Below are 13,715 nucleotides of genomic sequence, written 5' to 3'. Positions count from 1 at the left end.
TATCTTAAATCAATTGGTTAAAACCGATAGATTGTTTATTGTTTGATGTTCGAGCAGAATCGAGAACTAGTTACATCTCGACTTCGCTCGATGCTAAACAAGGAAAAAAGGCATTTCTCTTTTTTTCAAATTAGTAAATTTCCACATTCTGTTTCAAGTTCGAGCATTTTGACCAAAGACTTGGATAAACAGGATACTATTGTTTACTAGGATTTGAAATCCGAGCTATCTTAAATCAATTAGTTAAAACCGATAGATTGTTTAATGTTTGATGTTCGAGCAGAATCGAGAACTAGTTACATCTCGACTTCGCTCGATGCTAAACAAGGAAAAAAGGCATTTCTCTTTTTTTCAAATTAGTAAATTTCCACATTCTGTTTCAAGTTCGAGCTGAGTCGAGAATCACTTCCATCTCAATTCACACATTAACATATTAAACTTCATCTAAATACAAAGCCATTTTAATTTTCCAGTAAGGAACTTCTTCGTTGAGTTCTTCAAAAATGGTTTTTAAACCGATTTCTTCATTTTCTTGTTCAGCTTCATTTTTTGCTTTTACAATGGTTTTAATTTCGTATTGAGATATAAAGCTATGTAAATCAATGTTTCCTTCACTTTCGTGCATCTTCATTAAATGTCCATAAATAGTATTCTCTGTCAAGCTTCTTTCTTTGGCAATTTCAGCAATACTTTTTCCGTCTTTAAAAAGCTGGTAACTGATTTTATGCGTTGGTGTTTTCGATTTTTTAGTTGTTTTTTTTACTTTCTTTTTTGCTTCTAAAAAATTGGCTATGGCTTTTAAAAAGCGTTTGCCGTATTTTTCATTTTTAGCTTCACCAACACCGCTTACTTCTAAAAATTCTTCTTCAGTTTTAGGAAGTAACTTTTCCATATCCTTTAGAGCAGCATCACTAAAAACCACGTAAGCAGGAACTTTTTCGTCTATAGCAATTTCTTTTCTTAGCGTTCGAAGTGCTTCAAATAATCGCGAACTATCTGGAACATCTAAAGCTTCTTTGGCAACTGATTTTTTCTTGATTTGTAGGCTTGCTAATTGTACTTTTTCACCTTCAAAAAGTACTTTTTTAGCCAACGGAGTGAGTAATAATCGACCATTTTGATGAAAGCGAATTTCCAAAATTCCTTGATTTACCAATTGAATAACATATTGTTGTAAATCCAACCAAGCTACATTTTTAGCTACGCCGTAAGTTTTAATGTGCTGGTAGCCCTTATCGTAAATTTGAGCATTTTTCGAACCACGTAAAACATCGACCAACATACCGATGGGTTCTTGTTGTTTTAGTCGATGTACTGCTGAGCAGATTTTTTGTGCTAAAATTGTTCCATCGAAAAATTCAGGTGGTGTTTGGCAATTATCGCAGTTGCCACAGTTTTTAGACACATGTTCACCAAAATAATTAAGTAGGGCAATTCTCCTGCAACTTAAAGCTTCTGCAAATTGTTGCATGCGTTCTAATTTGGCCAATTGAAATTCTGCATTGGGCGCATCTTCCATAAACTGCCGAAGTTGAATTACATCGGCATAACTATAAAACAATAAGGTTTCAGCCGGTAAACCATCCCGACCACTTCGCCCTACTTCTTGGTAATAGCCTTCGATGTTTTTAGGCATGTTATAATGAATTACCCAGCGAACATTACTCTTGTCGATGCCCATTCCAAATGCTATGGTGGCTACGATAATTGGAGTACGATCGTTTACAAAATCATCCTGAATTTGGCTGCGTTTTTCTGGAGATAATCCAGCGTGATAAGCTTGAGCTTCCAGTCCTTTTTCATTCAGCTTTTGTGCAATATTTTTTGTGTTTTTTCGGCTCAAGCAGTAAATAATTCCGCTTTCTTCTTTTTTGTTTTTTAGGAATTTTAAAATTTGTGGTAAACGTTGGGTTCCTGGTCGAACTTCTAAAAACAGATTTTTCCGATCGAAGGAAGCCAAGTGTTTTTTTCCTGAAGGAATTTGTAATTGTTGTACAATATCGTCTTGTGTGGCTACATCTGCAGTGGCTGTAAATGCAGCGACAGGAATACTTGGGAATTGTACTTTGAGTTTTCCTAATTGTGTGTATGCCGGTCTAAAATCGTGACCCCAAGCCGAAATACAATGTGCTTCATCTATAGCAAAAAGGCTGATGTTTTCTTCTTGAAGATTCGGTAGTAAATGCCCTAAGCTTTCGGGTGCAACGTATAGTAATTTCGTTTTTTGTTGATGTAAATTCTGTAAAACTTGATTTTGAATTGCGGAAGATTGAGAGCTATTGTAATAGTCTGCCGCAATACCATTGGCATGTAAGGCATCAACTTGGTCTTTCATTAGTGCAATTAACGGCGAAACAACGATGGCCGTTCCTTGTAAAATTAATGCGGGTAACTGAAAACAAAGTGATTTCCCACCGCCAGTTGGCATGATAGCAACCACATCTTTTCCAGCAAGTAAATCGTCGATAATGGCTTCTTGATTGGGTCTAAACTGGTCGTATCCGAAGTATTTTTTTAAGTAATTAGTTTTGTTAATTGATGAAGTCATTTGAATTTATAAAAAAATTGAAAGCCATAAATTTAACCATTATTTATTTTCAAACGGTCATCTTTTACAGCCTTTTTCTACGGCATTTCTATTTCGATTATACTCAGTGCATCGCTTCAAGGAAAAAAATGAATTTATCTTCTTCCCTAGAGGGAAGACTAGAGATGGGTGTTAATTTGTAAAAATATAACGTATTACAACTTGAAGCGATTAAATCTGGCTTCAGATTTCTCATCTCTCTTTTCTGTTTTTCATTTCCAAATTAATACATTGATTTTCACGCAGAGCCCGTAAAGTTTTTCGCAAAGTACACAGAGAAAAAATAACATCTCACAACATACATCTCGACTTCGCTCGATGCTAAACAAGGAAAGAAGTCATCTCTCATCTCTTTTTCAACTTCAAATCAACATATTTTCAAACTAACACATTAATTAAGGCTGTAAAATGTTGTTGTACTCACTTAAGTTGGTTAAGATTTCCTGGGCTGTTTTTACTTCTTCACCTTGTTGAATGTCATAGTTAAACACACCTTCTTCATATAAATAACGTTCAATAATTTCACGACTTAAGAGTTTTAAGATTTGTTCTTTTTGTTGAAGTAAAGCATCTTTTTCTGCGTTTGCTAATTTATTTTCTAAAGCTTCCATTTCTTTATTAAGCATGTTTTTTAAAGCTTCATCTTCAGCTGAAATCAACATTTTCTGAAAGTGTTTTTCTGTCTCATTTTCAAATTCGAATTTATTCTCTTTCGCAAAAGCCATAAATTCTTTAAAATCTTTATCGGTTAATTTAAAATCTTCAATATTTATAAATTCATTTTTAAAAACATATTGCGTGGCGAAGTCGAAAATGATAAACTCCTTTACAAGCGCTTTGGTTATGCCTTCAATTTTAGTATTTTCAATTTCAACATCGGGCATAATTCCGCCGCCATCGAATACTTTTCTGCCATTTTTAGTGGTGAATTCGTTGTAGGCATCTTCGGTATTCCTAATGGCTTTACCGTCGCGATATTCTAGTGCTTGAATGCATCTTCCGCTAGGTGTGTAATAACGCGAAATGGTAATTTTAGCAGAAGTGCCGTAACTTAAATTTTTAGGTCGTTGTACCAAACCTTTTCCGTAGCTTCGGTTGCCGATAATTACACCACGATCTAAATCTTGAATGCTTCCTGAAACAATTTCGGAAGCCGATGCACTCCGACCATTAATTAAAATAGCTAATGGAATTTCGGTATCTACGGGACGATTTTTCGTTATGTAATTGGCGTTGTATTTTTCGATTGCCGATTTGGTAAAGGTAATTTGTACGTCCTTTGGAACAAATATATTCGTGACATTTACAGCTTCACCCAGCAATCCACCAGGATTATTGCGTAAATCTAAAATTACTTGTTTAGCACCTTCTTGTTTTAATTCTTTTAGTGCAGCTTCAACTTCTGGGGAAGCAGTTTTGGTAAATTTAGAAAGCACAATGTAAGCGGTTTGATCTTGTAATAAAGTATAAAACGGAACTGCTTTTTCTGCTTCGTTAACTCGGGTAAGTTCGCTACTTTGTGGTTTACCGTTTCTTAGAAAATCTATGCTTAACTTGCTGCCAGGCGAACCTTTAAGTAAATTTTCGGCTTCTTCTTGATTTCCAGAAAGCACAATGCCTTCTACTTTTTGCAGTACATCGCCAATTTTTAAACCAGCCTTATCAGCGGGGCCATTTTGCGTGATTTGGGTAATAACCACTTCTTCGTTCTTCATTTGAATGCTGGCACCTATACTTGAAAAATTAGCTGATTGTTGAATTCGCGCATCCTGCACATCTTGTTCGTTGTAAAATTGTGTATACGGATCCAAATCCTTCATCATAGCCGTAATGGCCGTGTTCATGAGTTCTGCGGTATTAATTTCATCCACATAATTCATGTTCACTTCTTTAAATAGTGTAGTGAATATTTCAATTTGTTTGGCAATTTCAAAAAAATCAGTTTTTAGGGTGGTAAAACCTGCAGAAATTAAAATTCCGAAGCTCAGTAAAGCGATGTATATTTTCTTTTTCATGGTATGGAAACTCGTTTAAACTTGATGTACAAGTTTAAGATTTTTAAATGAATCGAAGTAAACTCTTAGCAAATTTTGGGATTTGCAAGCTTGGCGATTAGCTATTTTCAGTAGATTTTAATTCTGTTTGAATGGTATGGAAAAGTTTTAAAAGTTTGGTTTCTACTTCTTGGTAGTTGGGTTTTTCTTTTCCAGTAAAAATATACAGTAAATCGATGTGCTGTGGCAAACTGTTAAGTTTGTGTTGATGTTGCCGAAAAGCTTCTCGCATTAAGCGTTTAATATGATTGCGATTACTAGCTAAAGTAACATTGCGTTTGGGCACAGCGATTAATACCCGATGAAAAGCTAGTGTATTGGATAAAAACTTTATACGAAATGGATATGCTTTAGCCGAAATGCCTTTTTCGAACAGTTCGGTTATTCGCTTTTTGTGCGTAAGCCGTTGGTTTTTTGAAAACGTAAAATTTAGCTTTTGCTTTTCTACCATGTCGCGAAAATACAGAATAATACCGAATGTTATTTTAAATGTTACCCGTAGTTACGCAATCTCTAAAACACCATCCGCAACAGGTGATCATGTTGGTATTAAACATATGAGTCTTAAATAGGGACACTATAAATAGAAATGTAATTAGCTAATTTTATTGTACTTAAATCTAGCTTTTTGCATTAGCTTTTAAAAAATAATGACATAAAAACTGTTAAATTTTAAAACGACAACGTTGTAGTAGTTTAAAACTTAAACGATTAAGTAGATTTTTTTTATAGATTTGATAAATTATAAAATATTGGTCGTATGAAAAAATCTTTACTAAGTATAAGTTTTTTGTTTGCCTTTATGTTCTTTGGGTATGGGCAAACCTTTACAACTATTGCGCAAGATAATGCGAGTAATTATGGTGGTGGTTGGACAAATGGAAGTAATGAAGGAGTTGGATTTGCAAATTGGGACTTTTTAACTGCTGAAGGAACGGCAGGTTTTTTTATTGGCAACTCAACACAAAACAGCAGACAAAGCATTAATACTGGTTCTGGTCAAGCTTTTGCAATGTTTACCGATGGTGGGAATGCTTTCGCAAGAAGAGCATTTGACCATAATGACGATAACGAACTCAAAATTGGAGAAAAATTTATTTTCGAAGTTTCCTTCAGTTGGTCAGGAGGTAGAAGAGGGATTGATGTCTGGGCTAATGATAATTATACTGACTTTCTTCTGAATATAGAACACCAAGGAAACGATCGCCTTACAATTTTTCCTTCATCTGCAGGTTCTACACGCGTAGACCTAACTCCTAATGAATTCAATCAAGCTTGGCGGATTGAAATGACTTGGAATGGAGGAGTTACAGATAATTTACTAGTTAAGGCTTTTAAGGTATCAAACAATCAAGAAGTAGGATCAGAACTATTGAGTGTTAGTTCGCCACCAAAATCATTTACGCTTCTATATACTGATGGACCAACAGACACTAACAAATCTAATTTTGAACCTTATTTCAATAATTTTAAAATAGAACGTCCAACTTTTACCACCATAGCAGATGGAAATTTTTCGGATTCAACTATCTGGAATGATGGTATAGTTCCAGTTGGCAATGGTAATATTACTCTTGCTCACGATATCAATTTAGATACAAATTTGAGCTTAAACGGAGAATTAAGTATAAATACAGGAAATACCCTATCGGTTAATGACAATGTAGTTCTCACTAACAACGGAAGCATAACTATCGATGGCGATTTAGTATTCAAAAGCACAGCAACAAGCACAGCACAATACGGAAATTCATCAGGCACAATTACTGGCGATGTTACCGTTGAGCGTTTTATTCCTGCCAAGCGTGCTTTTAGAGTATTAAGTTCGGCAGTTGGAGGACAAAGTTTTGCAAATGCATGGCAGCAAGATACACACATAACAGGAACAGATGGTGCAACCAACGGATTTGATACTACTAACTTAAATACACCATCTTTGTTTACATTTGATAATAGTGTTGATCCACAAACTGGAGGAGCTGGATGGCAAGCCGTTACATCTACAACTAGTACAAATATCGTAGCAGGAACGCCTTATCGCTTATTTGTACGAGGTGATCGCTCAGTAGCTTTAAACAGCAATACATCTCCCGCAACTGTTACAACTTTAAGTGCAGCAGGAGATATGCATACGGGAAGTTTTTCGCCAAGCTTAGCAACAGCAGCCAATAATTATAGTTTTGTGGGGAATCCTTACCAAGCTGTAGTAGATATCAATGCAACTACGCGTACTAATCTCACCGATTTTATCTATGTTTGGGATGCGTCTATAGCTGGAGATAATGGTAATGGAGGCTTTGTTACCGTTCCAATACCGGGAAGCGCAACTCCAAATCCGTTTAGTTCTGATGCTACTCAATATGTTGCTCCAGGCCAAGCTTTCTTTGTTCAAAATACTGCTTCAGGTAACGGAAGCATCACCTTTGAAGAAGCAGATAAAGAAACAGCGCAAACTCAGCAAACACCATTTAGCGTAAACAACGAGTTTTATATCAATTCGCGTTTATATAAAACTTCAGCCTTAAACAACAACGAGACAGAGAGCGATGCAATTGGATTGCGTTTTAATGAAAATTATACTACTCTAGGAAGCGATGAAGATGCAGGAAAACTTGGGAATCCAGGAGAGAATTATATAATTATTAATAATGGACTAAAAGCCATAGATTTTCAAAACATACCAACAAACGGTCATGTAATAGAACTTGGTTTGGTAAACTATGAAGATAATGAATATAGCTTAACTTTCGATTTAGACCATAAACCAGAAAATTTGAAGGTTTACTTAAATGATACTTATTTAGCTACACAAACCGAAATTATAGCTGAATTAAACTACAACTTTACGGTTGATGCTAGTATTTCAGAAACTGTAGATCCATTTCGATTTAACATTAGTTTTGAAGAAGTATCCTTATTAAATCTTGATTTTACAAAAACCGATTTCAGTATTTTTCCCAATCCAACGGATGATGTTTTGCACATCAACTTTACTGAAAACTTAACTGAGGCAGTAGATATCTCTATCTTTAACTTAATAGGTAAAAAAGTTGTTGAATTTACACATGATGCATCAGCTAATCAACTTAATTTTTCTGTTCAAGATTTAACTTCGGGCGTTTATTTATTGAAAATTCAAAATAAAGAAATGAACTTAACCAAGAAGTTTATTAAGCAATAAGTATAATTAAGAAAAAAAAGGCTTCCAAAATAGGAAGCCTTTTTTTCTTTTATAAACTTTTTTTATTCTTCTAAAGCTTTAATGCCTGGTAAGGTTTTTCCTTCTAGCATTTCTAACATAGCGCCGCCACCTGTCGAAACGTAGCTTACTTCTTTATCAAAACCAAACTGTTTCGCTGCAGAAACACTATCGCCACCACCTACTAAAGAAAACGCTCCGTTTTTAGTAGCTTCAACAATAGCTTTACCTAATGCAATAGTACCATTGGCGAAGTTTTCCATTTCAAAAACACCTAAAGGACCATTCCATAAAATAATTTTAGAAGCTTTAATTACTTCAGCAAAATTTTTACGTGATTGTTCTCCAGCGTCCAAGCCCATCCAATCTTCAGGAATGTTGTAAATGTCTTGAACTTTCCGCTCGCCATCATTACTAAATTCTTTTGTAATTATTGTATCAACCGGTAAATGTACTTCTACATTCTGTGCTTTAGCTTTTTCAAGAATACTTAAGGCTAAATCCTGTTTGTCTTCTTCAACTAAAGATGTTCCAATCTTTCCGCCTTTTGCTTTTATAAAAGTAAAAGCCATTCCACCACCGATGATTAAATGATCAATTTTTGGTAAAATGTTTTCAATAACTGTAATTTTTGAAGAAACTTTTGCTCCGCCAATTACTGCAGTTACAGGTTTTTCTTTTGAATTTAACACTTTATCTAGGCTATCTACTTCTTTTTTCAACAAATAACCCATGCATTTTTCTTTAGCAAATTTTGCAGCCACTGTTGTTGATGCATGCGCACGATGAGCAGTACCAAATGCGTCATTAACATACACATCGCCTAAATTGGCTAAAGCTTTTGCAAAGGCTTCATCGCCAGCTTTTTCTTCTTTGTGAAAGCGCAAATTTTCAAGCAATAAGACTTCACCTGTTTTAAGGCTTTTCGCCATTTCTTCAACTTCATGCCCTACACAATCAGTTGCAAATTTTACTCTTACTCCAATAGCATCGCTTACTGCGTTTACAATATGTTTTAGTGAATATTTTTCTTCTTTACCTTCGGGTCTTCCTAAGTGAGACATGAGCACAGCAGAGCCGCCATCTTCTAGTACTTTTACAATACTGGGTTTAGCTGCTTCAATTCTACTTGTATCAGTTACGTTTTGTTCAGCATTCAATGGTACATTGAAGTCTACTCGAATTACAGCTTGTTTGTTTTCGAAATTAATTCCGTCTATGCTATTCATGGTATTGGTTTAAAAATGAGTTCAAAAATAAGTAAATATTCAGAATTACTCATGTTTAATTAAACTTATGCTTTTTTAGTTGAAAGTATTTTTTTCTGTTCGCGATAATGTATTTTTGTAGTATGAATTTTGATCAAATACCAGCTTTAGACCATATAAAAAAGCATTTGCAAACTACTTTACAAAATGGAAGAACTGCTCATGCACAGTTGTTTATTGGTAAACCTGGTTATGGAACACTAGCAACAGCAACTGCTTTTGCACAGATGTTGATTACCAATAGCTTAGAAGGCGATCAACTTCGTAAAGCACAACATTTGTGTAGCCAATATACGCATCCAGATTTACATTTTGTTTACCCTGTTAACTCTTCTGAACTACTTGAAAATAACAAGCCTTTATCTAAAGATTTTTCTACTTATTGGCGTTCATTTATTAATGATCAAATATTTGAAGATGTTCACGATTGGTACAAAAAAGTAGGAATAGAAAAAAAACAAGGTATTATAAGTGTTCATGAAGCAGAAGAGATTAGTAAACAACTCTCGCTAAAGTCGTTTGGAGGTAATGCAAAAGTAATGTTGATTTGGTGTGCTGAAAAAATGCATTTGTCTGCAGCCAACAAACTTTTAAAATTAATTGAGGAACCTCCCGAAAACACCTATTTAATTTTAATTACTGAAAAGCCTGATGATATTTTACTTACGATTCGTTCTCGATGCCAGCAGCTTGAATTTTCTCCCTTTAGTGAAGAAGCCATAGCAAATTACTTAATGCAGCATTTTAATTTAGAATCGAATGAAGCATTTCCTATTGCTGTTCAATCTGATGGCGATTTAGGAAAAGCGATTAAACGACTTTCGCATAAAACGGATGATGAAAAATTTGAAGCTTATTTTATTGCCTGGGTACGATCAGCATTTAGAGCGAAAAAGCAAAAATCTGCAGTTAAAGATTTAATGCATTGGGCCATGCAGTTGGATAAAGAAAATAGAGAAACTCAAATTCGATTTATCGATTATTGTTTACACTTTTTTCGTCAAGCCATGTTAGCCAATTACAAAGCCGATAGTTTAGTTTATTTTATGCCTTACGACCAGGATTTTAAGTTTTCTAGTTTTGCTAAGTTCATTAACGGTAACAATTTAGACAAGATTAATCAGTCTTTACAGGAAGCAAGTTACCATATTGATCGCAATGCTAATGCTAAACTTGTCTTTTCTGATTTATCATTACAGCTTACCCGTTTTATTCACCAGTAAATTATTGATTTACATATTCTATTACCTCTAAGGTGATGTCTTTTCCCCGTTTGGCATATAAGATATTAGCAGACTCATTAGAACCGAAAATGTAAGTGTAGTTATTTTCTTCGCCGTATTTTTCTACTTTCTTTCTAACTTCTTCTATAAGTTGGTTTGCTTTTTCTTTGCTCTCTATTTCTAAAGCAGAACTTTCTTGCTGTTGTTGCTCTTCAATTTTTTGCCGTAAGTTTATTAATCGCTCTTCTTCTTTTTCTCTTTCATTTTGTTTCATCCCTTCAAAACCTTGTTGGTATTTTACCACTTGTTGCTGAAAGTTATTTGCAACAGAATCTAGACGCTTACTTAATTTTTCATTTCTACGCTCAAACTCTTTTTTTGCATTCTTCATTTTCTCATAAGATTGAATGAGCTCTGTATTATTAACATAAGCTGTTTTCTCTTGTGTACAAGCTATAAAAAGTAAACTTGTGAGCACTATCACTATAATATTTTTAAATTTTATTGAAAAATAATTATCCATAGATTTATCTTATTTAAATTGTTTTGTTTTAAAACCTTCTTAGCGACTTTATTTTTTTTTACACTAATCACTTCACTTTTACAAAATCAAGCCCGTAAAAGCTCTTATTTTGATTTTTAGACTAGGTCTAAGACAAAAACCAAGCTCGACCACTCCTTATTTTTTCTAGCTTTACAATTGGACAAAAATCCATTCCAAATCCATTGAAATCTGATTTTCCCTGTTTTATATTTTTCAGACAACATAGAAACATAATAACTATCGAATTTTAACGGATAGGTTTTATTGATTTTAAATCCATTTTGTTCTGCCAAAATAGAAATTGATTTTTTGCTAAAATGATATAGATGCCTAGGCACATCGTAAGCTGCCCAATATTGATTGTAATATTTTGCATCATAGGATTCGAAATTAGGAACTGCAATGATAAGTTTTCCTTTTTTGTTTAGGTAATTTCTAATTTCTTTTAGAAACAGGTCTGGTTCATGCAGGTGTTCGAGCACATGCCAAAGTGTAACGACGTCAAATCTTTTATTATCTATATCGCTTAAATCAGCATAGATATTTTGCTTATTTTTTAAACCTATTTGTCTCGCTTCGTAGTTGGGTTCAATTCCTTCAGCAATCAAACCATTCTGGTTTGCTCTTTTAACAAACTCTCCTACTCCACATCCAAAATCCAGTAGATTTACACTTGTCCCAACTTCATTTTTAATCCACTTTGTTTTGGTATTTAACATGTGGTTTCTTACCCAATTGTAAACTTTGTCTTTAAATATTTTAGCTTCTTTTTGATGTGAAATATAATTTTTACTATCATAGTATTTACTAATTTCCTTTACATCTGGTTTTGGAAAAGTCTCGTAACACTGCCACGATTCTTTCCATTTCAGCTGAAAAACTTCTTGTGTTTTAAAGTAATCTTTTAGGCTTAACGAATCTTTTTTCAATTGAAATGTTTTAATTGTTCCACGTGGAACATTTACACTATCTTCCCATATGAACTAACAAAACTGAAATATCGCTTGGGTTTACTCCGCTTACCCGGGACGCTTGAGAAACGGTTCTTGGTTGTATTTTACCCAGTTTCTCTCGTGCTTCAAAGGACATTGATTTGAGCTGTGAATAATCAAAATTCATCGGAATTTTTACATTCTCTAAACGATGTAATTTATCAGCATTTTGCTTTTCTTTTTCAATATAACCTGCGTATTTTATCTGCACTTCAACTTGTTCCAGCACTTCTTCGTCTACTTTATGTTCTTTTACAAACTCTTTTACACTTTGTAATTGAAGCATGTCTCCCATGTCCATATTTGGACGAGCAAAAATTTTAAACAGTTTACCTTGTTGATTAACTTTCGCTGAACTTTTAGCTTCCAAAACAGGGTTTATTTCTGTGGTGGTAACCGATGTGTTTTTAAAAAATTCTACAAATGCTTTTGTCTTCGACTGTTTTTCTTCCAAACGTTGCATTCTCTCGTCTGTTGCTAAACCTAAATCATGTGATTTTTCAGTTAAACGAATATCAGCATTGTCTTGTCTTAGTAAAGTTCTGTATTCTGCTCGAGAAGTAAACATTCGGTAAGGTTCTTCTGTGCCTTTGGTTATTAAATCATCGATTAACACACCGATATAAGCTTCACTTCGCGATAAGATAAACTCTTCTTTTTCTTGGTTTTTTAGCGCTGCATTAATTCCGGCCATTAGTCCTTGAGAAGCTGCTTCTTCATAACCTGTTGTACCATTAATTTGACCAGCAAAATAAAGACCTTTAACTAATTTGGTTTCTAAGGTATGCTTTAACTGTGTTGGTGGAAAATAATCATATTCTATAGCATAACCAGGTCTAAAAAATTTTACATTTTCAAATCCAGCTACACTTTTTAAAGCTTTAAATTGCACATCTTCTGGTAAGGATGTAGAAAATCCATTTACATAGAATTCTACCGTTTTCCATCCTTCAGGTTCAATAAACATTTGGTGTCGATCTTTATCGGCAAACCGATCTATTTTGTCTTCAATACTTGGGCAATATCTAGGGCCAATACTTTGTATTCTTCCATTAAACATAGGCGAACGATCAAATCCTTCTCGTAATAAATCATGTACCTTTGGCGATGTGTACGTCATCCAGCAGGAACGCTGTTTGCTTAACTTTTGGGTGCTGTCTAAATACGAAAATTTTCCAGGTTGCTCATCTCCTGGTTGTTCTGTCATTTTACTAAAATCTAAACTTCTACCATCTACTCTTGGCGGAGTTCCAGTTTTCATTCTACCTGCTTCAAAACCTAAATCGATTAATTCAGCTGTAATTCCTGTTGAAGCTCGTTCTCCTGCTCTACCACCACCGAAATTTTTATCGCCAATATGAATTAATCCGTTTAAGAATGTACCGTTGGTTAATACAACCGATTTAGCATAAATCTTAAGTCCTAAAGATGTTTTTACGCCTATAATTTTATGATTTTCAACTAATATTCCACTAACCATTTCTTGATAAAAATCTAAGTTTTCAGTCTGTTCCAATCGGTCTCGCCAATGCTCTGAAAACAGCATTCTATCGCTTTGAACACGTGGACTCCACATGGCTGGACCCTTCGACTTATTCAACATTTTAAACTGTATAGCTGAGGTGTCGGATACCATACCGCTGTAACCGCCCAATGCATCTATTTCTCTTAATATTTGTCCCTTGGCTATTCCACCCATAGCTGGATTACAAGACATTTGAGCAATGTTTTGTAAGTTCATAGTAATCAGTAGAGTTTTTTGTCCCATATTGGCACTAGCAGCTGCTGCTTCGCTTCCAGCATGTCCTGCTCCTACTACAATAACATCGTATTTGTCTGTAAACATGG

The 13,715-nt window shown here is 34.5% G+C and carries 9 protein-coding genes; 2 read left to right on the top strand and 7 right to left on the bottom strand.

Features of this window, described 5'->3' with window-relative positions:
* Positions 1-433 precede the first annotated feature (433 nt).
* The 3 genes from recQ to rnpA all read right to left on the bottom strand — a co-directional run bounded on the left by recQ (position 434) and on the right by rnpA (position 5,092).
* Positions 434-2,548: a DNA helicase RecQ gene (gene recQ / locus IEV63_RS06690; protein ID WP_188406022.1), complete on the bottom strand. Its 2,115-nt coding sequence runs from the start codon at positions 2,546-2,548 to the stop codon at positions 434-436.
* 434 nt (positions 2,549-2,982) lie between these two features.
* Positions 2,983-4,602, bottom strand: coding sequence for a S41 family peptidase (locus IEV63_RS06685; RefSeq protein WP_188406021.1), 1,620 nt, complete (start codon positions 4,600-4,602; stop codon positions 2,983-2,985).
* 97 nt (positions 4,603-4,699) lie between these two features.
* Positions 4,700-5,092 carry a ribonuclease P protein component gene (gene rnpA, locus IEV63_RS06680; protein ID WP_188406020.1) on the bottom strand — a complete coding sequence of 131 codons (393 nt, stop codon included), beginning with the start codon at positions 5,090-5,092 and terminating at the stop codon, positions 4,700-4,702.
* 309 nt (positions 5,093-5,401) lie between these two features.
* Here rnpA and IEV63_RS06675 point away from each other — a divergent pair, with 309 nt between their 5' ends.
* The gene (locus IEV63_RS06675; protein ID WP_188406019.1) at positions 5,402-7,822 is read left to right on the top strand and encodes a T9SS type A sorting domain-containing protein; all 2,421 of its coding nucleotides are present in this window, start codon (positions 5,402-5,404) and stop codon (positions 7,820-7,822) included.
* A 62-nt stretch (positions 7,823-7,884) separates the two neighbouring features.
* On the opposite strand, the gene IEV63_RS06670 is transcribed toward IEV63_RS06675, so the two are convergent.
* Positions 7,885-9,069, bottom strand: a complete 1,185-nt coding sequence (locus IEV63_RS06670) for a phosphoglycerate kinase (RefSeq protein WP_188406018.1) — start codon at positions 9,067-9,069, stop codon at positions 7,885-7,887.
* A gap of 122 nt (positions 9,070-9,191) precedes the next feature.
* Between IEV63_RS06670 and IEV63_RS06665 the strand changes: the two genes are divergently transcribed.
* Positions 9,192-10,331 carry a DNA polymerase III subunit gene (locus IEV63_RS06665; protein WP_188406017.1) on the top strand — a complete coding sequence of 380 codons (1,140 nt, stop codon included), beginning with the start codon at positions 9,192-9,194 and terminating at the stop codon, positions 10,329-10,331.
* Position 10,332: 1 nt separating this feature from the next.
* Here IEV63_RS06665 and IEV63_RS06660 read toward each other — a convergent pair whose 3' ends face one another.
* The 3 genes from IEV63_RS06660 to mnmG form a co-directional block, all read right to left on the bottom strand.
* Positions 10,333-10,815, bottom strand: a complete 483-nt coding sequence (locus tag IEV63_RS06660; protein ID WP_188406016.1) for an OmpH/Skp family outer membrane protein — start codon at positions 10,813-10,815, stop codon at positions 10,333-10,335.
* 155 nt (positions 10,816-10,970) lie between these two features.
* On the bottom strand, positions 10,971-11,804 hold the full coding sequence (locus tag IEV63_RS06655; RefSeq protein WP_188406015.1) for a class I SAM-dependent methyltransferase: 834 nt from the start codon (positions 11,802-11,804) through the stop codon (positions 10,971-10,973).
* Between the two features lie 37 nt (positions 11,805-11,841).
* Positions 11,842-13,713, bottom strand: a complete 1,872-nt coding sequence (gene mnmG / locus IEV63_RS06650; RefSeq protein ID WP_188406014.1) for a tRNA uridine-5-carboxymethylaminomethyl(34) synthesis enzyme MnmG — start codon at positions 13,711-13,713, stop codon at positions 11,842-11,844.
* Positions 13,714-13,715: the final 2 nt, after the last annotated feature.

The sequence above is a fragment of the Psychroflexus salis genome (assembly GCF_014640175.1).
GTDB lineage: Bacteria > Bacteroidota > Bacteroidia > Flavobacteriales > Flavobacteriaceae > Psychroflexus > Psychroflexus salis.
The sequence above is the reverse complement of the archived record's forward strand: the minus strand, read 5'-3'. Positions and strand labels throughout refer to the sequence as shown.